The organism is Xanthobacter sp. ZOL 2024 (genome assembly GCF_052932325.1).
Genome location: NZ_CM128808.1, coordinates 683,125 through 702,695, shown reverse-complemented (window position 1 = coordinate 702,695; position 19,571 = coordinate 683,125). Strand labels below are relative to the sequence as shown.

Annotated in this window: 15 protein-coding genes and 1 pseudogene; 8 read left to right on the top strand and 8 right to left on the bottom strand. The window is 68.3% G+C overall.

Translation table 11 applies throughout. From position 1 onward, the window contains the following. Window positions 1–13: 13 nt before the first annotated feature. Together ACU4E7_RS03445 and ACU4E7_RS03440 are read left to right on the top strand one after the other, a co-directional pair. Window positions 14–808 carry a glutamine amidotransferase gene (locus tag ACU4E7_RS03445; protein WP_273546113.1) on the top strand — a complete coding sequence of 265 codons (795 nt, stop codon included), beginning with the start codon at window positions 14–16 and terminating at the stop codon, window positions 806–808. A gap of 470 nt (window positions 809–1,278) precedes the next feature. Further along, window positions 1,279–2,919, top strand: a complete 1,641-nt coding sequence (locus ACU4E7_RS03440; RefSeq protein WP_238120444.1) for an FMN-binding glutamate synthase family protein — start codon at window positions 1,279–1,281, stop codon at window positions 2,917–2,919. A 22-nt stretch (window positions 2,920–2,941) separates the two neighbouring features. Here ACU4E7_RS03440 and ACU4E7_RS03435 read toward each other — a convergent pair whose 3' ends face one another. Further along, window positions 2,942–5,368, bottom strand: coding sequence for a mechanosensitive ion channel family protein (locus ACU4E7_RS03435; protein WP_447020652.1), 2,427 nt, complete (start codon window positions 5,366–5,368; stop codon window positions 2,942–2,944). A gap of 286 nt (window positions 5,369–5,654) precedes the next feature. Between ACU4E7_RS03435 and ACU4E7_RS03430 the strand changes: the two genes are divergently transcribed. Further along, window positions 5,655–6,083 carry an Hsp20 family protein gene (locus ACU4E7_RS03430; protein ID WP_238120446.1) on the top strand — a complete coding sequence of 143 codons (429 nt, stop codon included), beginning with the start codon at window positions 5,655–5,657 and terminating at the stop codon, window positions 6,081–6,083. 95 nt (window positions 6,084–6,178) lie between these two features. Beyond that, the gene (locus ACU4E7_RS03425) at window positions 6,179–6,409 is read left to right on the top strand and encodes a BQ00720 family protein (RefSeq protein WP_238125012.1); all 231 of its coding nucleotides are present in this window, start codon (window positions 6,179–6,181) and stop codon (window positions 6,407–6,409) included. 378 nt (window positions 6,410–6,787) lie between these two features. On the opposite strand, the gene ptsN is transcribed toward ACU4E7_RS03425, so the two are convergent. Together ptsN and hpf are read right to left on the bottom strand one after the other, a co-directional pair. Beyond that, complete coding sequence (gene ptsN / locus ACU4E7_RS03420) at window positions 6,788–7,252, bottom strand: PTS IIA-like nitrogen regulatory protein PtsN (RefSeq protein WP_447020651.1); 465 nt, start codon at window positions 7,250–7,252, stop codon at window positions 6,788–6,790. A gap of 71 nt (window positions 7,253–7,323) precedes the next feature. Further along, window positions 7,324–7,905 carry a ribosome hibernation-promoting factor, HPF/YfiA family gene (hpf, locus tag ACU4E7_RS03415; RefSeq protein WP_238120449.1) on the bottom strand — a complete coding sequence of 194 codons (582 nt, stop codon included), beginning with the start codon at window positions 7,903–7,905 and terminating at the stop codon, window positions 7,324–7,326. A gap of 340 nt (window positions 7,906–8,245) precedes the next feature. Here hpf and ribA point away from each other — a divergent pair, with 340 nt between their 5' ends. Further along, window positions 8,246–9,355: a GTP cyclohydrolase II RibA gene (ribA, locus tag ACU4E7_RS03410; protein WP_447020650.1), complete on the top strand. Its 1,110-nt coding sequence runs from the start codon at window positions 8,246–8,248 to the stop codon at window positions 9,353–9,355. A 129-nt stretch (window positions 9,356–9,484) separates the two neighbouring features. After that, a complete protein-coding gene (locus ACU4E7_RS03405) occupies window positions 9,485–10,234 on the top strand; it encodes an SDR family oxidoreductase (RefSeq protein ID WP_447020649.1) in 750 nt (249 codons plus the stop codon). Between the two features lie 34 nt (window positions 10,235–10,268). On the opposite strand, the gene ACU4E7_RS03400 is transcribed toward ACU4E7_RS03405, so the two are convergent. The 3 genes from ACU4E7_RS03400 to ACU4E7_RS03390 form a co-directional block, all read right to left on the bottom strand. Then, entirely contained in the window at window positions 10,269–12,329 is a 2,061-nt protein-coding gene (locus ACU4E7_RS03400) for an ATP-dependent helicase (RefSeq protein WP_447020648.1), read from the bottom strand. Window positions 12,330–12,494: 165 nt separating this feature from the next. Further along, window positions 12,495–13,514 (bottom strand): cytochrome d ubiquinol oxidase subunit II, encoded by a 1,020-nt coding sequence (gene cydB / locus ACU4E7_RS03395; RefSeq protein WP_447020647.1) that lies wholly within the window; start codon window positions 13,512–13,514, stop codon window positions 12,495–12,497. 5 nt (window positions 13,515–13,519) lie between these two features. Next, window positions 13,520–14,929: a cytochrome ubiquinol oxidase subunit I gene (locus ACU4E7_RS03390; protein WP_447020646.1), complete on the bottom strand. Its 1,410-nt coding sequence runs from the start codon at window positions 14,927–14,929 to the stop codon at window positions 13,520–13,522. 565 nt (window positions 14,930–15,494) lie between these two features. Between ACU4E7_RS03390 and clcA the strand changes: the two genes are divergently transcribed. Both clcA and ACU4E7_RS03380 read left to right on the top strand, forming a co-directional pair. Beyond that, the gene (clcA, locus tag ACU4E7_RS03385; protein ID WP_238120455.1) at window positions 15,495–16,898 is read left to right on the top strand and encodes a H(+)/Cl(-) exchange transporter ClcA; all 1,404 of its coding nucleotides are present in this window, start codon (window positions 15,495–15,497) and stop codon (window positions 16,896–16,898) included. Between the two features lie 52 nt (window positions 16,899–16,950). Further along, complete coding sequence (locus tag ACU4E7_RS03380; protein WP_238120456.1) at window positions 16,951–17,517, top strand: hypothetical protein; 567 nt, start codon at window positions 16,951–16,953, stop codon at window positions 17,515–17,517. A 4-nt stretch (window positions 17,518–17,521) separates the two neighbouring features. On the opposite strand, the pseudogene ACU4E7_RS03375 reads toward ACU4E7_RS03380, so the two are convergent. Together ACU4E7_RS03375 and ACU4E7_RS03370 are read right to left on the bottom strand one after the other, a co-directional pair. Further along, window positions 17,522–18,757, bottom strand: a pseudogene (locus ACU4E7_RS03375) (D-amino acid dehydrogenase); the annotation flags it as partial. Between the two features lie 10 nt (window positions 18,758–18,767). Next, window positions 18,768–19,547 carry an SDR family oxidoreductase gene (locus ACU4E7_RS03370; RefSeq protein WP_238120458.1) on the bottom strand — a complete coding sequence of 260 codons (780 nt, stop codon included), beginning with the start codon at window positions 19,545–19,547 and terminating at the stop codon, window positions 18,768–18,770. Between the last annotated feature and the right edge of the window lie 24 nt (window positions 19,548–19,571).

Genomic DNA, 19,571 nt, shown 5'->3' with positions numbered 1-19,571 from the left:
GGAGGCGGTGACGCTGCGGACGCCTGCAGGCTCACGCCAGCCGTTACCATGCAGCGCCGATGCCGCCCAGCCGGCGGCGGGCGGGCCGGCCACCGACATCCTCATCATCGTGCATCAGGCCCATTCCTCTCCCGGGCGCATCGGCGAGCGGCTGCAGAAGCGCGGCTATCACCTCGATGTGCGGCGCCCGGCGCTGGGCGAGCCTTTGCCGGGCTCGCTGGAGGATTACGCCGGCGCCGTGGTGTTCGGTGGCCCCATGAGCGCCAATGACGACCTGCCCTTCATCCGTGCCGAGATCGATTTCATGGCCAAGGCGCTGGCGGCGCGCATGCCGCTGCTCGGCATCTGCCTCGGCGGCCAGATGATGGCCAAGGCGCTGGGCGCGCGGGTGCTGCCGCACCACGAAGGCACGTGCGAAATCGGCTATTATCCGCTGGCGGCCACCGACGCCGGTGAGGCACTGCTGCCCTGGCCCAGCCACGTCTATCATTGGCATTCCGAGGGGTTCGAGCTGCCGCCCGGCGCCGATCTCCTGGCCACGGGCGAGGTTTTCCCCAACCAGGCGTTCCGCTATGGCGCCAACGCTTTCGCCCTGCAGTTCCACCCGGAGGTGACGCGGGAGATGATGTGCCTGTGGACCGTGCGCGGCGCCCAGAGCCTGTCGAAGCGCGGCGCGCAGCCGGGGCAGGCCCATCTGGACGGTTGGCAGCGCTATGATTCCGCTGTCTGCCGCTGGCTCGACGGGTTCCTGGACGTCTGGCTCGCCGAGGAGGCGCGGGGCGCCGCCAGGGCGCTCTCGCAGGACTAGTCCACCCCAGTCGTCCGCCCGCCTTCCGGGCTCTCGCAAACTGCAAGAGACCACCCTTGGCATTTTGCAAAATGCGAGCACGATTTGCATTCTGCGAAGCCGTCACGCAAGCTTGGCCATATTTTGTAGGCTGGATGGGGTCTGCGGCCTACATCTTGTTTTTGCCGAATTGGCAGGCCATTTGCTGATACAGGGCGAGGCCGGTCGTCAGGTGTCAGCGTCACCGGCTTCGATGGGGGCGCTCGCCGGTCTGCGGTGAGCGCCCCAATTTCTTTCAGCCGGCCGCCGGGCCGCGCCCCTCCATCATGGAAATGTCGTTCATTTCGGCACAAGACGGGGCCGCGGCGCGCGTGTTCTGTCCATTTGGCGATTCAGCGGCCGTCGATTCTGCTCTAGCGTAGCAGGCTGGAAACCGGAGGAACGCCACCATGACGGGAGCCCACGGGCCGCGATCGAGCGCAATGGCTTGGATGACGCCGAGCACCAAGACGCTGCTGGCCCGCTACAGTATTTTCATCGCCGTGAGCCTTGGGGCGTTGATCAGCCTCATCCTGTCGTTCTCGCTGCATCAGGCGTGGCTCATCGTCTTCTGCGTGCTGTTTCCGCTGGTGCTGCTCGGGGTGTTCGACATCACCCAGCCGGAGCATTCCCTGCTGCGCAACTACCCCGTCATCGGCTCCATGCGCTGGTTGTTCGAGGCGCTGCGGCCCTATCTGCGCCAGTATCTCATGGAGGACGACCTGTCCGAGCGGCCGTTCAATCGCGACGATCGCTCCCTGGTCTATGCCCGTGCCAAAAATGAGGAGGATCGCCAGCCGTTCGGCACCGAGCTCGACACCTACGCCACCGAATATGAATGGATGACCCATTCGCTGGCGCCCATGCCGGTGGCCAAGGAGCCGTTCCGGGTGAGTGTGGGCGGGGCGGACTGCGCCAAGCCCTATTCGGCCTCGGTGCTCAACATCTCGGCCATGAGCTTCGGCTCGCTGGGGGGCAACGCTATCGAGGCGCTGAACCTCGGCGCCCGGGAGGGGGGCTTCTACCACGACACCGGCGAAGGCAGCATCTCCCGGTATCACCGCATCCATGGCGGCGACATCGTGTGGGAGCTGGGGTCGGGCTATTTCGGCTGTCGCAATCCCGATGGCACCTTCTCGCCCGAGCGGTTCGCGGAGCGGGCGGCGGACGACCAGGTGAAGATGATCGAGATCAAGCTCTCGCAGGGCGCCAAGCCAGGCCATGGCGGCATGCTGCTGGCGGCCAAGGTGACGCCGGAGATCGCCGAGGCGCGGGGCATTCCTGTGGGCGAGGACTGCATTTCGCCGGCCCGCCATTCCGCCTTCTCGACGCCGGTGGAGATGATGGAGTTCGTCGCCCGCCTGCGCGAGCTGTCGGGCGGCAAGCCGGTGGGCCTCAAGCTCTGCGTCGGTCACCCCACCGAGGTGTTCGCCATGACCAAGGCCATGCTGAAGAGCGGCATCCGGCCGGATTTCATCGTGGTGGACGGGTCCGAGGGCGGCACCGGTGCGGCGCCGCACGAACTGGCCGATCACGTGGGCATGCCCCTGCGCGAGGGGCTGATCGTGGTGCGCAACGCGCTGGTGGGCACAGGCCTGCGCCCCGAGGTGCGCCTCGCCGCCTCCGGCAAGGTCACATCGGGCTTTTCCATGGTCGCCAACATGGGGATCGGCGCCGATTGGTGCAACGCGGCGCGGGCTTTCATGTTCTCGCTGGGCTGCGTGATGTCCATGCGCTGCCACACCGGCCAGTGCCCCACCGGAGTCACCACCACCGATCCGCACCTGCAGCGCGGGCTGGTGGTGGCCGAGAAGGCGCAACGGGTCACCAATTATCACCGCCACACGGTGGACGCGCTGGCCGAGCTGGTTGCGGCGGCGGGCCTGTCCCATCCCAGCGAGCTGCTGCCGCACCATCTGTGGCATCGCGTGAGCCCCATCGAGGTGAAGCCCCTGGATCGCATCTACCCGTTCCTGACGGCGGGCAGCCTCCTGGCGGAGGCGGATGCCACGCCTTATGCGGCCGAATGGGAGGCCGCCGACGCCGACAGCTTCGCCCCGCGCCGGCCGGTGGGGCCGCGCCGGGCGGCCTGAGGGCGCCGCGCCGCGGCGTCGGTCACGACACCCTGCCGGCGGTGGGATCGCCGCCGGCAGGCATCGCCTCTTCCAGATCCTCGTCGGTCCGCTCCCGCGCGCCGGGATGCTCCTCCACCAGCGGGCCCGGGGTCTGGACGACGGGAGGGACGGGCGCCCGGGAGCCCTTGGGCGCGGCGCGGCGGGCGCCGGTTTCCATCACCACATGCACCGGCGGGGCCTCGCCCTTCTTGTCGACGCCGAAATAGATGGTCTGATGGGGGAACGGGATGCGGATGTCGCGGGCGTCAAAGGCCGCCTTGATGCGTCGGTAGAACTCCCGTTTGACGTTCCATTGTCCCAGCGGCCGGGTCTTGAAGCGGCCGCGCAGCCAGACGGCGGAATCCTGCAGTCCCTCCACCCCCATCAGCTCGAAGGGGCCGATGATGGTTTCGGCCAGTGGGCCGGTGGAGGCCATCTCCTCGGCCACTTCCGCCATCACCGCCAGCGCCTCGTCGATATTCTCACGGTAGGAGACGGAAACGTCGACCACCGCATAGGCGAACTGCTTCGACATGTTCTTGATGATCTGCACCTCGCCGAACGGCAGGGAGTGCACGTTGCCGTCGAAGTCGCGCAGATGCACCGTGCGGACGGTGATCTTCTCCACCAGCCCCGCGTGGGCACCGAGCTCCACCACGTCGCCCACCGACAACGTATCCTCCATGAGGATGAAAATGCCGGTGATGACGTCCTTCACCATGGTCTGCGCGCCGAAGCCGATGGCGAGGCCCAGCACGCCGGCGCCGGCCAGCAGCGGGCCGATGTTGACGCCGAGCTCGGACAGCACGATGAGCCCGGCGATGGTGACGAGGACAATGCGGAAGCCGTTCTGCAGGAACGGTAGCAGGGTCTTCACCCGATTGGAGGCGGGGTTGCGTTCATAGAGCCGGTCGGCGAAGGCGATGCCCACCTCCCAGGCGGCAAACCCGCCGGCCACCACGATGCAGATGGCGATGGCGCGGCCCAGCAGGTCTTCGCCATGGTCGGTGGCCAGCCAGTCGAACGGCTCGGCGCCCCAGATCTCCAGCAGGATCAGGGTGGTGACGGCGGTGATCAGCAGCCCCACCCCGTGCCGCAGGATCGGCAGATAGCGATTGGCCCGTGCCTCGAGCTGGGGAAACTCCTCCCGCACCGTGTCATTCAGCCGGAACACCGCCTTGCCTACCCGCATCAGGACGAGCATCAGCGCCCGCGCCGCCAGGATGGTGATGAGGGACAGGATGCTGGCCTGGGCGATGAAGGCGGTGCCCCCTTCGATGCCGAGGGCCCAGACCATGAACACCGCAACTACATAAGCGATGGCGAACAGGTGCCAGAATTCGGCGATCTGGTTGCGCAGCAGGGTCATCTGGCCGCCCGCCGCCGATACCTTGCGCAGCTGGCGGGCCACCGGGCGGCGGATCTGCAGAATCAGCACCACCGCCATGCTGGCGATGATGAAGGCCAGCAGATCCAGCAGCATGCCATGGGCGGCCGACGACAGGCCGAGGATCCAGGCGGCGCGCAGCAGGAAATAGCCGTACACCGCCGTGTAGGTGAACCGCCGGACCCAGAGGAAGCAGTAGGCGGCCCCCTCATCCCCCAGTGGCACCAGCCGCAGGCGCGGCAGGGACGGGGTGAGCACGGCCCGCGCCGCCGCCAGCACGCTGCGCGCCAGCACGTTGGCGTTGATCACCGTCACCACCGCCAGGCGCACGGCGAAGGTGAGGTCGGCGAAGGCCAGCACCCCGAAGGCGGTGGCCGCGAACGCGGCGATGGGCAGCACATCGAGCAGCGTGCGCAGGCACAGCCAGGCGAGCCGGGCGACGAGGCTGGCGCTGTTCTGGGCCTCCACCGCCCGGCGTGGGCGGCGCAACAGCCACTTCACCAGCCATTCCACCGCCAGCGCCGCAGCCAGCACCGCCGCCACCATGCCGGTGGCCCAGCTGATGTTCTCGATCACGCGCGGATCGGACAGGTTGGCAAACACCTGCACCAGCAGCTGCGGGAGATTGCGGATCTCGATGACGAGCGCCAGCACCGAGCTGGAGAACTGCCCCAGGCCGCGGGTGGCGCCGGTGAGCCAGTCGTTGCGCGCGCCCTGATGGGCGAGAGGGTCGGCGACCCGCAGCAGGGTCTGGAGGTTCGTGATGAGATCCGCGCGGCTCTCGTCATCCTTGAGGGTGCTCAGCAGCCCCTTGATGTCCTTGCGCAGGCTGTCGGAGAGCGGGGGCGGCGTTTGCGCCGGTGCGGCAGGGGGCGCCGCGGCGGAGGGATCCTGGATGGAGGCCTCCGGGGTTGCGGCTCTCGCCCGTGGCAGCTCCAGGGGCTGGGCCCGGGCGGGCACGGCGAACAGGCTGAACAGGGCGACGGCGACCAGGAGGGTCGCGAGAATCGAGGACGTTCTGAAAGGGGGGCGCAGCGCCATCGGTGGGGGTTCCCGACGTGATCTGGCGTGTTGCGGAGCAGCACGGAGAAGCGTCGCAAGGGCAACGCGGCGTGCCCCTAGCCTTTCATTGCAAGTGCGAAATGTCCACCCGTTGGTAATTAGGTAGCATTCCCCGGGGGGCATACGTGTGCCTTGCGGGAGGGTGGGGGTCACCCCATATGGATCATGTCGAGGTGCCGCGAGGGCCTCGATGGGCGCGGCCGGATAGGTGCGCGCCCGGCAAAGCCAAGTCGTTTGACCAAGTCGCTTGATGAGGACTTGAGGCATGTCGCGAGTTTCTTCGTTGTCGAGTCCCTTTCTCCTGGGGTTCGACGAGGTCGAGCGGGTGCTCGACCGGGTGGCCAAGAGCGCCGACGGATATCCTCCCTACAATGTGGAGAGGATCGAAGCGGGCGCGGGAGCGCCGCTGCGCCTGCGGATCACGCTGGCGGTGGCGGGCTTCAGTGCGGAACAGCTGGAAATCACCCTGGAGGAGCGGGAGCTGACGATCCGTGGGCGTCAGATGGAGGAGGGGCTCAACCGCACCTTCCTGCATCGGGGCATCGCGGCGCGGCAGTTCCAGCGCACCTTCGTCCTTGCCGAGGGCATGAATGTTCTCGGCGCAGAGCTGCGCAACGGCCTGCTGGCGGTGGATCTCGTCCGCCCCGAGCCGGTCCGGGAGGCCAAGCGGATCGATATCGTCTCGCGGCCTTGAATGGGGCGGGCGATCGGCATGCCGGAGTGAGGAGCATAAAAATGACTGGATTTTCGGGACACGGGTGCGCCGCGGCAGCGTCGAACCTGGAGGGCATGACCCCTGAAGCCCTGGCAGGTCTGGGGGGTGGTGAGATCGCCTATGTGCGGAGCATTCAGTCCGAGCAAGTTCGGGCGCTGTTTCCACAGGCGCCGGAGCTGGCGCCGGGCATGACGCTGTTCACGCTGCATGCGGCCGACGGCACGCCCATCATGCTGACCGACAGCCGCGAGGCGGCGCTGGCCAATGCCATGGAACATGAGCTCGTTCCGGTGAGCGTCCACTGACGCCGTGAACGGCACCGCGACGGGGCGCAGAGCCCCGCGCGGACGGCGCGCAGCGCCAGGGCTTGAGACAAGCGGGCCTTGCGACAGGCGGGCCTTGCGACAAGCGGGCCTTGCGACAAGCGGGCCTTGCGACAAGCGGGCCTTGCGACAAGCGGGCCTTGCGACAAGCGAGCTGCGGGCGGTATGGCGCCGTTTGCGGTCAGAGCCTTCAGCGCCGAGCCTCACCGCTCCTGTGCCTGCTTGTCAGGGCAGCCAGGCGTTCCTACCGGCAGGCGTTTTTGCCGACAGGCGTTCCTGCAGCATCGGACCAACAGCAGCAGCCCTGCCGCGACCCGACTGGTCGCCGGAGGGCTGTTCTGGTTGGGCTTCGCAAAGCGGTCAGGCGGCGTTGGAGGCGGATGTGGCGGTGAGCACCGCATACATCATGCTGCTGTCGCGCGTGGCGCGCAGCTTTTCCACAATATCCGGATCGCGCAGCATCCGCGCCACCCGGGCCAGCGCCTTGAGATGATCGGCGCCGGCGGCTTCGGGGGCCAGCAGCAGAAACACCAGATCCACCGGCTCGCCATCCAGCGATTCGAAATCGATGGGTTTTTCGAGGCGGGCAAACAGGCCGAACAGTTTGTTCAGATTGTCGAGCTTGCCGTGGGGAATGGCGATGCCGTTGCCGACACCGGTCGAGCCGAGACGCTCCCGTTGCAGGAGCGTCTCGAAGATTTCCCGCGGATCACGATCCACCAGCAGGCCAGCCTGCTGCGCCAGTTCCTGAAGAACCTGCTTCTTGCTGCTCGCCCGCAGCATGGGGAACACCGCATTCGGGGCGAGAAGGTCGGCAAGGGGCATAGATCGGGTCCCTGCGGCGTACGGCCCTGGCTTGAGAAAACGCGGACGCTAATCTCAAGCGGGGTCGAGGGTCAATGGACTTCCTCGGCGGCCGGGTCGATCCACCCGACATGGCCATCCGGCCGGCGGTATACCACACTGACGCGCCCATGGCCGCCATGGCGGAACACCACCACCGGCGCGCCGGTGATGTCGAGCTCAACCACCGCATCCGCCACCGACATGGAGCGCAGACGAGTCATCTGCTCTGCCACGACAGTCGGACTCCAGCCGTCAAACTCCGCCTCGGTCTCCGATTCGGGGAGGCCGCTGAGAATATAGCTCTGCGCGGCGAAGCTTTCATCCGTCGCTGTGGTTGCGTGGCGCGTCTTCTGCCGCTGCTTGTAGCGGCGCAGCCGCCGCTCGATCTTGTCGATGGCGGAATCCGCGCAGGCATTGGCGTCCTGCGCCGATCCCTGCGCCTGCAGATTCACACCCGTATCAAGATGCAGCATGCAATCCGACCGATAGCCGGAACCTTCCCGGGACACGGTGACATGTCCGGACCATCCGCCGTCGAAGTATTTGGCGAGAACTTCGGAGACCCGATCCGTGAGCCGAGCCCGGAGGGCGTCGCCAACGTCGATGTTCTTTCCCGACACGCGTAGGGCCATGCGATTTGATCCCCTTTGAGCGGACCTTCTCGAGATGGGTCCGCTCTGTTTTGCAAACCGGCCGGCCTACAAGTGGTAGGAGTGGTTTGCCGGCGTGTCAACGGAGGGGAAGGACGCCGGTTCCCCGATGATGCGGGAATGCCTCCATCCTGGCATGTAAAGCGGCTTGCAAGGGCGATGGATCTGGGCTGTGTGAAGGCCGGCATATGGAAGGCCTGCACAGCCGGCGCATCGGCGGCGCGCCAGGCGCTCTTGTGTCGGCGCGCGGCCGTTGCCATGTCTATGGCGAACAAGGTTTTAGCTCCCGCGCCGGGTGGCCGTGGAGGGATCAGAGAGCATCATGGTGTCTGTGGGTGCTGAATTCGGCCTGCTGGGAGGGGATGTCGCCGTCGAACGGGCGATCGCCGAGCTGCGTGCCGGCCGGCCCGTGTGCCTGACGGAGCCGCAGGCCGCGGTGGTGGTGATTGGCGCCGAGGCGCTTGATGCCCGCTTGGCCGAAGCCCTCGCCCGCGTGGGCCGCAGCGCGCGGCTGGTGCTGCCGGCGCCCCGGCTGGACAAGCTCGGCCATCCCGCCTCGCGCCCCGGCGCGGTGGCGCTGGCCGGGGTGGATGCCGGCGCGGTGGCCCGGCTGGCGCTGGATGTGCAATCGCGGCTGCCGGGCGGCGCCGCCGTTGCGCCGGCAAATGGGCTGGACGGCTCCGCGCTCGACCTGCTCGGGCTGGCTCTGGTGTTGCCGGCGGCGGTGGTGGTGGACATTGATCCGGCCGCCGCGCCGGGCCTGCTGCGGGTGTCGCGGGAGGCGATCGCCAGCTATCGGGCGGCCCAGGTGGCCAGCCTGAAGATCGTCGGCCGCGCCCAGGTGCCGCTGGAAGGGGCCACCGACACGCAATTCGTGGTGTTTCGCGGTGGCGAGGGGCTACGCGACCAGGTGGCCATCATCGTTGGCCGGCCGGACCTGTCCGCGCCGGTGCCGGTGCGGCTCCATTCCGCCTGCCTCACCGGCGATCTGTTCGGCTCGCTGAAGTGCGATTGCGGCGATCAGCTGCGCGACACGGTGCGCGCCATGGCGGAAGGAGCCGGGGGCATCCTGCTCTATCTGGACCAGGAAGGGCGGGGCAACGGCATTGCCAACAAGATGCGGGCCTACCATCTGCAGGCCCAGGGCTACGACACTTTCGACGCCGACGCGGCGCTCGGCTTCGGCCTCGACCAGCGGCGCTTCGATTTCGCCGCCGAGATGCTGCGCCAGCTCGGGGTGCGGGGGGTGCGGCTGATCACCAATAATCCACGGAAGATCGAAGCCCTGCGTGACGCAGGGCTCGATGTGGTGGCCGATGAGCGGGTGTTCGGGCGCCCGACCGCGCAGAATGTGGGCTACCTCACGGCCAAGCGGGATCGCGCCGGCCATTTCATTGATGCCGAAGCCCTGGCGGCGCCTGCCACCAATTGAGCCCCACCGGCCGGGTGACCGTGGGCTTGACTTCTCCCCGCCGTGGTCGCGCCATGGCGTTATCGCCACTGGCGATGACGGGCCTGCAACGACGGGTTCGTGGCGGTCAATAGTGGGGGAGGAGCCGCGATGACCAGAAGACAGATTGCCGTCGTCACCGGCGCGGGGTCGGGCATCGGCCAGGCGGTCGCCGTGGCGCTGGCGGGGGCCGGCTATGGCGTGGCCATCGCCGGACGACGGGCTGAGGCGTTGAGCGAGACCGCCGCCGCTATGAATTCCGATCACACCCTGGTGGTGCCCACCGATGTCACCCAGCCCGAGCAGGTGAAGGCGCTGTTTGAGGCCGTGCGCGACAAGTTCGGCCGGCTCGACCTGCTGTTCAACAATGCGGGCACAGGCGCGCCGGCGGTGCCCCTCGATGAACTGTGCTTCGGCGCGTGGAAGAGCGTGGTGGACACCAACCTCACCGGCCCGTTCCTGTGCACTCAGGAGGCGTTCCGGTTGATGAAGGCGCAAACCCCGCGGGGCGGGCGGATCATCAACAACGGATCCATCTCCGCCACCGCACCACGGCCCTTTTCGGCCCCCTACACCGCCACCAAGCACGCCATTACCGGCCTCACCAAGGCCACTTCGCTCGATGGCCGCGCCTATGACATCGCCTGCGGGCAGATCGACATCGGCAATGCGGACACCGACATGGCGGCGCGCATGAAGGCCGGCATTCTCCAGGCCGACGGCTCCACCAAGGTGGAACCGGTGATGGACGTGGCCCATGTGGCGAGCGCGGTGCTCTACATGGCCAGCCTGCCGCTGGACGCCAATGTGCAATTCATGACGGTGATGGCCACCAAGATGCCCTTCATCGGCCGCGGCTGAACATGCCGTGGCTGACGGGGCCGCGTCTTGCTTCCTAGCCCCACATGCCCTTGAGGCGGGCGCGCACGTCCACCATGGCGGGGCCCAGGGGCGCGCCGGGGCCGGTCGCCCCCGCCTTGGGCCAGCTTTCCGCCTCGAACAGGTTGAGGAGGGCGGGGGGAATGAAGCGGGTGCGGCTGGCATAGACGTGGCGGTCGCCGCGCGCGTGCTGGCCATGCACGAAGAAGCGCTGCGGCACCATCAGGTCCAGACTGTCCTTGGCCCTTGTCATGGCCACATAGAGCAGGCGGCGCTCCTCCTCGATCTCCGCGCTGGTGCCAGTGCCGAGATCGGACGGCATGCAGCCATCCACCACATTGAGGACGAATACGGATTTCCATTCCTGCCCCTTGGCGGAATGGATGGTGGACAAGATGAGGTAATCCTCGTCCTTCAAGGGCACTCCGGCTTCGCCGGAGGTGGCGTCGGGCGGATCGAGGCTCAATTCGGAGAGGAAGCGGGCGCGGCCGGGATAGCCGGCGGCGATGGCCTCCAGCTGTAACAGATCGGCGCGGCGCATGTCCGCATCCTCATGGATGCGCTCCAGATGGGGCTCATACCAGCGCCGCACCCGGCCGAGCTCCGCCGGCCAGTGGGGATCGGCCGCCCCCAGCCCCTGCATGAGGATGACGAAGGCGGCCCAGTCGGCTCCGGAGCGGGGCGGCGCCGGCAGCTCCGCCAAGGTGGCGAGGGGCGTGGGGCTCGCGGCCATGGCGTCCAGCACCCGGGCGGCAGTGGCGGCACCGATGCCCGGCAGCAGCTGCAGCAGCCGGAAGCCGGCCACCTTGTCGCGCGGGTTCTGGGCAAACCGCAGCACCGCCAGAAGGTCTTTCACATGGGCGCTGTCCAGGAACTTCAGCCCGCCGAACTTCACGAACGGGATGTTGCGCCGGGTCAGCTCCACTTCCAGGGTGCCGGAATGGTGGGCGGCACGGAACAGCACCGCCTGCTGCTTCAAGGGAATGCCGCCTTCCCGCCCGGCCAGCACCGCATCCGCCACGAAGCGGGCCTGATCGGCCTCGTCGCGCACGGTGACGAGGCGGGGGCGCCGCGGCGAGGGGCGGTCCGACCAGAGGTTTTTGGTGAAACGCTCGGAGGCCTCGGCGATTACCCCGTTGGCGGCGGCGAGGATGGGCTGGGTGGAGCGATAGTTGCGCTCCAGGGTCACCACCTCGGCCGGTGGGCTGAACTGGGCGGGAAAATCCAGGATGTTGCGCACGGTCGCGGCGCGGAAGGCGTAGATGGACTGGGCATCGTCCCCCACCACGGTGAGGCCGTGCCCGGAGGGCTTCAGCGCCAGCAGGATGGAGGCCTGGAGACGATTGGTGTCCTGATATTCGTCCACCATCACATGGTCGAAGCGCGCGCCCATATGGGCGGCGAGGCTCGGCTCACGGACCGCCTCGGCCCAGTAGAGCAGCAAATCGTCGTAATCGAGCACGTTCTGGCGCTGCTTGGCCTCCACATAGGCGCCGAACAGCCGCTTCAGCTCGTCCGCCCAGCCGGCGCACCAGGGAAAATTCGCGCGCAGCACCTCTTCGATGGGGGCCTGGGCATTGAGGGTGCGGGAATAAATGGCAAGGCAGGTGCTCTTGGCGGGAAACCGCGCCTCGGTCTTGGAGAAGCCCAGCTCGTGGCGGACCAGGTTCATCAGGTCCGCCGAATCCTCCCGGTCGTGGATGGTGAAGTCCGGGGTGATGCCGAGCTCGCCCGCATAGTCGCGCAGCAGCCGGGCGCCGATGGCGTGGAAGGTGCCGGTCCAGGCGAGGGCGTCGCCCATGGCATTGCCCGGGGTGCCGAGCACCCGGGCGCAGATGCGCTCCACCCGGCGCGTCAGTTCCTCCGCGGCGCGGCGGGAGAAGGTCATCAGCAGCATGCGGCCGGGATCGGCGCCGTTGAGGATGAGGTGGGCGACGCGATGGGCGAGGGTGTTGGTCTTGCCCGATCCGGCACCGGCGATGATGAGCAGCGGCCCGCCGACGGTGCCGGAACCGCCCGCGCCATGGGCGGCGGCGCGGCGCTGGTCGTCGTTCAGCGTGTCCAGATGCCCCGTCACCCGCGTCGTCCCCTGCTCGCATCCCGCAGCGGGGCGAATCGCCCCGATCGGAACAAATATCGAACAGGATGCCGGGGGCGGCAACCGCAGCGGGATGGGGGCAGATATGGGATGGTGCAGATATGGAAAGGCCCGCCACCGGGGCGGGCCTTTTGCGGCGTGGCGTCAGTGATAGCCCTCGCCCGGCTTCAGCCGGCCGCGGAAGGTCCAGTAGATGAAGCCGGTGTAGATGAGAATGATGGGCAGCAGGGGAATGGTGCCCAGCAGCACGAACAGCTGGCTTTCCGGAGCCGCCGCCGCTTCCCAGATGGTGACCGAGGCCGGCACCAGATAGGGGAAGACGGAGACCGCAAGGCCGAGGAAGCACAGAAGGAACAGCCCCACGGTGGAGAAGAAGGTCTGCGCTCCCCGCTCCGCCCGGATGCCGCGATAGGCGGAGAAGGCGACCAGAGCGGTGAGCACCGGCACCGCCAGCAGGTAATAGAATTGGGGCAGGCTGAACCAGCGATCGGCGATGCGCGGGATCACCAGCGGCGTCCAGATGGACACGGCGGCGATGAAGGCCAGCAGCACGCCGAGCAATGGTAGCGCCCAGCCGTGGGCCTTCCGGGCGAGCGGCCCCTCGGTGCGCATCATCAGCCAGCCACAGCCGAGCAGCGCATAGCCGGCCACCATGCCGATGCCGCACATGATGGAGAAGGGATGGAGCCACGCCAGCGGCCCGCCGGCGAAGGCGCCGTTCTCCACCGGCAACTGGTAGACGACGGCGCCCAGCACCACCCCCTGGAAGAAGGCGGCGAGGGTGGAGCCGGCGGCAAACGCCACGTCCCACTTGCGGTGATCGGGCTTGGAGACGAAGCGGAACTCGAAGGCGACGCCGCGGAACACCAGCGACAGCAGCATGAAGATGATCGGCAGATAGACGCCGGGCATGATCACCGCATAGGCCTTGGGGAAGGCCACCCACAGGCCGCCGCCGCCGAGGATGAGCCAAGTCTCGTTGCCATCCCAGAAGGGGGCCACCGAGTTCATCATCTGGTCCCGCTCCCCCTCGTCCTTGGTGTGGGGGAACAGGATGCCCATGCCGAGGTCGAAACCGTCGAGCAGGACATAGAGCACGATGGCCGTGCCGATGAGGAGCGCCCAGATCAGGGGCAGATAGTAAGTGAACCAGAGGCTGTCCACGGTGCTCACTCCCCTGCCTGAATGGCCTTGCGGCCGGCATCCTGGGCGGCCGAAAGCGGCCGCAGGGCGGTGGCGTCGTCGCTGCCGTCACCCTCCGTCACCGGCCCGATCTTCAGCAGGCGGCTGATGTAGTAGCCGCCTGCGGTGAAGACGATGCCGTAGACCAGGATGAACAGCAGCAGGCTGGTGAGCACCGCATGGCCGGTCACCGGCGACATGGCGTCCTCGGTGCGCAGGAGGCCGGTGGCGACCCAGGGCTGGCGGCCCACTTCGGTGGTGTACCAGCCGGCCAGCACGGCGATGAAGCCCAGCGGCCACAGATAGCTGGCGATGCGCAGGAACAGCCCGCGCTGGAACAGCCGGCCGCGCAGCCACAGCACGGCGCCGGTGAGGATGGTCAGCATCATGATGCCCCACATGGCGATCATGATGCGGAAGGTGAAGAAGGGAATGGCCACCGGCGGCCGGTCCTGGGGCGGGAATTCCTTCAGGCCCTTGATGGTGCCGTCGAGGGTGTGGGTGAGGATAAGGCTGCCCACATAGGGGATGGCGATCTGGAAGTCGTTGCGCTCCTGCGCCTCGTTGGGCCAGGCGAACACCACCCAGGGGATCGGCCCCTTGGTGTCGTCGGGGCCGCCCCAATGAGCTTCCATGGCCGCCACCTTCACCGGCTGGTGCTCCAGCGTGTTGAGGCCGGAGGCATCGCCCAGGAAGCCCTGCAGCGGCACCAGCACGATGAGCAGGCCGAGGCCCATGCGGATCATGATCCGGGCCTCCACCACCACCTTGTCCTGCAGCAGCCAGCGGGCGCCCACCGCGAACACCACGAAGGCAGTGGTGATGTAGGCGGCCACCACCATATGGCCGAGCCGTGTGGGGAAGGTGGGGTTGAAGATGATCTTCAGCCAATCCACCGGGAAGGCGATGCCGTTGCGCACCTCATGCCCGGCGGGCATCTGCATCCAGCTGTTGGCGGAGAGAATCCAGAAGGCCGACAAGGTGGTGCCCACCGCCACCGCCAGGCAGGCGAGGAAGTGCAGCCATGGCGGCACCTTGTTCCAGCCGAACAGCATCAGGCCGAGGAAGGTGGCTTCCAGGAAGAAGGCGGTAAGCACCTCATAGCCGATGAGGGGCGCCACCACATTGCCCACCACTTCCGAATAGCGGCTCCAATTGGTGCCGAACTCGTAGGACATGACGATGCCCGACACCACGCCCATGGCGAAGGAGACGGCGAACACCTTGGTCCAGAAGCGGGCGATGAGGTGGAACCGGTCATTGCCGGTGGCCAGCCAGATGCCTTCGAGGGTGGTGATCCAGGCCGCGAGGCCAATGGTGAAGGAGGGAAAGATGATGTGAAAGGAAACCGTGAACGCAAACTGGAGACGCGAAAGTAAGATCGGGTCCAGTTCCATGCCCCACCCCCGATGGCTGTCGGCCCCGCAAGGCCCTGCCGATGCTGAAAACCTGTCCTTGCCCGCTCCGTGCCACGCGCTGCGGTGCCCTTCGGCGGTCCGCGTGGCCTGCCACGGCCTCCGCCCGTCTGGCCGCAGGGCCGGGCGGAATGGGGTCCAGATCGCCGTGGCCCCGCCGGGTCCGGTCCGTCGCAACCGGCGGGCTGGCCGGCGCGCAGGAGACGCGCCGCAGTCGACCCGCTGCGATGCTCTAACTCTCGACGCCGGCAATCAAACTCACGTTCTTTGGTATCGTTTCATCTTCGCGCCCGTTGATCAAGGGAGGGGAAGTCGCAGGTCCCCACACCGGGGCGGCACTCGACCGTCGATTGGTCTCTTCGGGACGCCTGCCGACAGGGTTGCGGTCGGGGGCGGCGCGCGCCACCGTCGGGCGGAGGCCGGCGTCATCACAGGTGGAAGCATTGCCACTATGGCGTTTGCGCGCTTGCGATGGCGGGATGTGAGTCGTTAGATCACGTGAGGACGGCAACGCCGCGGCCGCCGCGGCAGGGGACCTGCATTGAGTATGGCTGGTGAAGCCGGCACGCGCCGGACACGCGACATTTCCTACTATGTCTTTGCGATCATCGTCGGCGGCATCACCGGTCTGGTGGGCACAGCCTTCCACCTGGGCGTCAACGCCATGCTGCAGTGGCCGCAGGTGCTGCGGCGCATGGCGGCGGAGTGGTGGCCGGATCTGCCGGAATATGGGTTCCTGCTGATCTGCGGCCTGTTCGCCGCGGTTCTCGTGCTGGTCGCCACCTGGATGGTGCGCACCTTCGCGCCCGAAGCCGGAGGTTCCGGCGTGCAGGAGGTGGAAGGCGCCATGGAGGGGCTGCGCGAGGTGCGCTGGGCCCGGGTGCTGCCGGTCAAGTTCGTGGGTGGCCTCATGTCCCTGGGCTCCGGGCTGGTGGTGGGGCGCGAGGGGCCGACCATCCATATGGGCGCCTCCATCGCGCGCGCCGCGTCCGGCTGGTTCGCGCTCGAAACACGGGATGCGCGCGGCCTGCTCGCCTCCGGCGCCGCCGCCGGCCTCGCCGCCGCCTTCAATGCGCCGCTGGCCGCGATCCTGTTCGTCATCGAGGAAACCCGGCGCCAGTTTCCCTACGGCTTCAAGACTTATTCCGCCGTCATTCTCGCCGCGGTGGCGAGCGGGGTGGTCACCTCGCTGATCACTGGCACCCGCCCGTTCATGGAAGTCACCGTGCCGGAGACGCCGCTGCTCTATCTGCCGGCGTTCGCGGTGCTTGGCATCGTGCTCGGCTTCGTCGGCGTGCTGTTCAATCGCAGCCTGGTCTGGTCCATGGACGTGGGGCTGAGCATCGGCAAGGGCTCGTCTTTCTATGTCGTGCCGGCGCTGGTGGGCTTCGCGGTGGGCATTCTCGCCACCGTGCAGCCCGAGGCCACCCAGGGGGGCGAGATGCTGGCGGTAACGCTGATCGAGAACCGCCTGCCGCTGCTGGTGCTGGCCGGGTTGGTGGTGATCCGCTTCGTGATGACCATGGCCAGCTATTCCACCGGCGCGCCGGGCGGCATCTTTGCGCCCATCCTCGCGCTCGCCACGGCGACCGGCATGCTCTATGGCACGGCGCTGGAGACCCTGCTGCCGGGGGTGCCCGCCGGGGTGGCAGCGGCGCTCGCCGTGGCCGCCATGGGCGGCCTGTTCTCATCCACCGTGCGGGCGCCGCTGGTGGGGGTGGTGCTGGTGCTGGAGCTCACGGGGGCCTACACCCTGCTGGTGCCGGCCATCCTGACCTGCGTGTTCGCCAACATCATCGCCGAATGGCTGGGCGGCAAGCCGATCTACGAGGTGCTGCTCGATCGGACCCTGCGCCTGTCGGGGCAGCGGCCGCCGGCGGCGCGCGGCAAGGCGGCCGATGGATCGGAGCAGATCGGCGGCTGGGACGAGACCATTCGCCGGCCTGAATGACGCAATCGCGGCGCCGCGACGGGGAAAGATGCGGCGGAAACGGGGGGAGATCATGGTGAACAGCGGTGACGTGCTCGGGGGTATCGAAGGCATCGGCGGCCCGTCGGCCCCACCTCCGCAGCGCCATTTCTGGCTGCACGAAGCCCCCTATCTGGTGATCCTGGTGCTGACCCTGTGCGGGGCGGCCTACACCACGGTCACGCGCACGCCCATCGTGTATTTCTGGGAAGCCATCGCGGTGTTCAGCTGTGCAGCGAGCATCTTCGAGGGCTGGCGCCATACCTCCGAGCGGGGGGGGCGCTGGCGTCTGGTGTGGACCCAGGTGCTGCACTGGGGGGCCTTCCTCGGCGCCATGAACCTGGTGTTCCTGCCCAGCGTGCAGGCGGTGGCGAATGCGGATTCCACCAGCCTCATCGTGCTGCTGCTGCTGGCGCTGGGCACTTTCGTCGCCGGTGTCCATGCCGCCTCCTGGCGCATGGGCCTCAACGGGGTGGTGATGGGGCTGGCGGTGCCGGTGGTGGCGTTCCTGGACCAGTCGGCGCTGTTGCTGTCGCTGGGCGCCCTGGGGGCGCTGGTGATCGTCGCCGTGGTGCTGGTGTGGATGCGCTCGCGGGGCTGACGGCTCAGGCCGCCGGCACCGACGGCGCGCGGCCAGCCACCAGGTCGGCGAGCACCCGGCCGGTGCCGCAGGCCTGGGTCCAGCCGTTGGAGCCGTGCCCCACATTGAGGAACAGATTGTCGAAGCGCGTGGCCCCCACCCGCGAGGGGCCGTCCGGCATCATCGGCCGGAAGCCGTGCCAGAAGCGGGCCTGCCCATAGTCGGCGGCGCCGGGAAACAGCGCCGCCACGCGGGCGCGCAGCCCGTCCAGAACCGCCGGCGGCATCCGCCGGTCGAAGCCCGCCAGCTCCGCCACCCCCGCCGCGCGCAGGCGCCCGCCGAGACGGGAGATCATCACCTTGGAATGCTCGTCCATCACCGAGAAGCGCGGCGCGGCCTCCAGGTCGGCGATGGGCACGGTGAGCGAATAGCCCTTCACCGGATAGATCGGCACGCGGATTCCCAAAGGTCGCAGCAACGCGGGCGCGAACGGTCCGGTGGCGACGACCACCGCATCGGCGGCGATGGGTCCGGTCGCGGTCGCCACCCCGGCGGCGCGGCCGCCGGCGACGAGGATGCGTTCTACCGATGTGCCAAAGCGGAAGTCGCAGCCCCGCTCTTGCGCGAGCCGCGTCAGTTCCTGGCAGAACAGGTGGCAGTCCCCCACCTCGTCGGTGGGCAGCTGGAGCGCGCCGCTCAACGCCACTCCGGAGGCGGCAAGCCCCGGCTCGATGGTCAGCGCGTCCGCCGGGGCCAGCAGCCGGTGGGCGACGCCGAGCTCGCGCAGGACCTTTGCCGAGCGGACGCCGCCTTCCATCTCCTCGGGGGTGCAGAAGATCTGTAGTACGCCGCCGCTGGCGTGGTCGTAGCGGATGCCGGTTTCCGCCCGCAGCGCCACCAGCTCGGCCTTGCTGAAATGGGCCATGCGCTGCATGCGCGCCTTGTTGCGGGCAAAGCGCGGGGCCGTGCAATTGGCCAGGAAGGCGGCGAGCCAGCGCCATTGGTCCAGGTCGGCCCGGGGCCGCCACTTCAACGGCGGATTGGGGCTCGCCAGCCACTTCAGCACCTTCAGTGGCATTCCGGGCGCGGCCCAGGGGCCGGCGAAGCCGGGGCAGACCCCACCGGCATTGCCATAGCTGGTCTCCAGGCCGGGCCCCTCGCGGGCCTCCAGTACCGTGACCTGGTGGCCATCCTTGTTGAGGTACCAGGCGCTCGTGACGCCCACCACGCCGGCGCCGATCACCACCACATGCATGGGCCCGTCCTCCGCCTCAGAACGTGCCGGGGTAGGAGCCGCCGTCGATCATCAATGATTGGCCGGTGATGAAGCCGGCATGGGCGCTGCACAGGAAGCAGAAGGCGGCGCCGATTTCCTCGGGGCGACCATAGCGGCCGGCGGGATTCTCCGCCGCCCGTGCCGCCCAGATCTCCTTGAACCGCTGGGGATCGTGCTGGGCGAGCACGTCCACATGCTCGCGCTGCGCCTCGCTGGCGATGATGCCCGGCAGCAGCGTGTTGATGGTCACATTGTGCCGCACGGTCTGGCGGCCGAGGCCGGCGAGGAAGCCGACGAGGCCCGAGCGGGCACCATTGGACAGGCCCAGCTCCGGCTGCGGGCATTTCACGGTCCGGGCGGCGATGGCGACGATGCGGCCGAAGCCACGGGCCATCATGCCGTCCACGACCGCGCGGGTGAGCAGGATGGGAGGCAGCATCATCAGGTCCACCGCGGCGATCCAGTCCTCGCGGCTCCACTGGCGGAAGTCGCCCGGCTTCATGCCGCCGGCGTTGGCGAGCAGGATGTCGGGAGCGGGGCAGGCGGCCAGCGCCGCCGCCCGGCCCGCCTCGGTGGAGATGTCGGCGGCCACCGTGGTCACCCGCACGCCGCTGACGGCGCGGATGGCCGCCGCCGTCTCCTCCAGCGGGCCGCTGCCCCGGGCCACAAGGGTGAGGTCCACGCCTTCGCGCGCCAATGCTTCGGCGCAGGCCCGGCCCATGCCCCGGCTGGCGCCGGTGAGAAGGGCCGTCCGGCCCTGCAGGCCCATGTCCATGGCTCACTCTCCCTCGTGGTGGTG

What these genes read in the sequence shown, in the direction of transcription:
- ACU4E7_RS03440 (WP_238120444.1), top strand. Translation starts at nt 1,279, where the DNA reads ATGACGCCGAGCACCAAGACGCTGCTGGCCCGCTACAGTATTTTCATC.
- ACU4E7_RS03435 (WP_447020652.1), bottom strand. Translation starts at nt 5,368, where the DNA reads ATGGCGCTGCGCCCCCCTTTCAGAACGTCCTCGATTCTCGCGACCCTC.
- ACU4E7_RS03430 (WP_238120446.1), top strand. Translation starts at nt 5,655, where the DNA reads ATGTCGCGAGTTTCTTCGTTGTCGAGTCCCTTTCTCCTGGGGTTCGAC.
- ACU4E7_RS03425 (WP_238125012.1), top strand. Translation starts at nt 6,179, where the DNA reads ATGACCCCTGAAGCCCTGGCAGGTCTGGGGGGTGGTGAGATCGCCTAT.
- ptsN (WP_447020651.1), bottom strand. Translation starts at nt 7,252, where the DNA reads ATGCCCCTTGCCGACCTTCTCGCCCCGAATGCGGTGTTCCCCATGCTG.
- hpf (WP_238120449.1), bottom strand. Translation starts at nt 7,905, where the DNA reads ATGGCCCTACGCGTGTCGGGAAAGAACATCGACGTTGGCGACGCCCTC.
- ribA (WP_447020650.1), top strand. Translation starts at nt 8,246, where the DNA reads ATGGTGTCTGTGGGTGCTGAATTCGGCCTGCTGGGAGGGGATGTCGCC.
- ACU4E7_RS03405 (WP_447020649.1), top strand. Translation starts at nt 9,485, where the DNA reads ATGACCAGAAGACAGATTGCCGTCGTCACCGGCGCGGGGTCGGGCATC.
- ACU4E7_RS03390 (WP_447020646.1), bottom strand. Translation starts at nt 14,929, where the DNA reads ATGGAACTGGACCCGATCTTACTTTCGCGTCTCCAGTTTGCGTTCACG.
- clcA (WP_238120455.1), top strand. Translation starts at nt 15,495, where the DNA reads ATGGCTGGTGAAGCCGGCACGCGCCGGACACGCGACATTTCCTACTAT.
- ACU4E7_RS03380 (WP_238120456.1), top strand. Translation starts at nt 16,951, where the DNA reads ATGGTGAACAGCGGTGACGTGCTCGGGGGTATCGAAGGCATCGGCGGC.
- ACU4E7_RS03370 (WP_238120458.1), bottom strand. Translation starts at nt 19,547, where the DNA reads ATGGACATGGGCCTGCAGGGCCGGACGGCCCTTCTCACCGGCGCCAGC.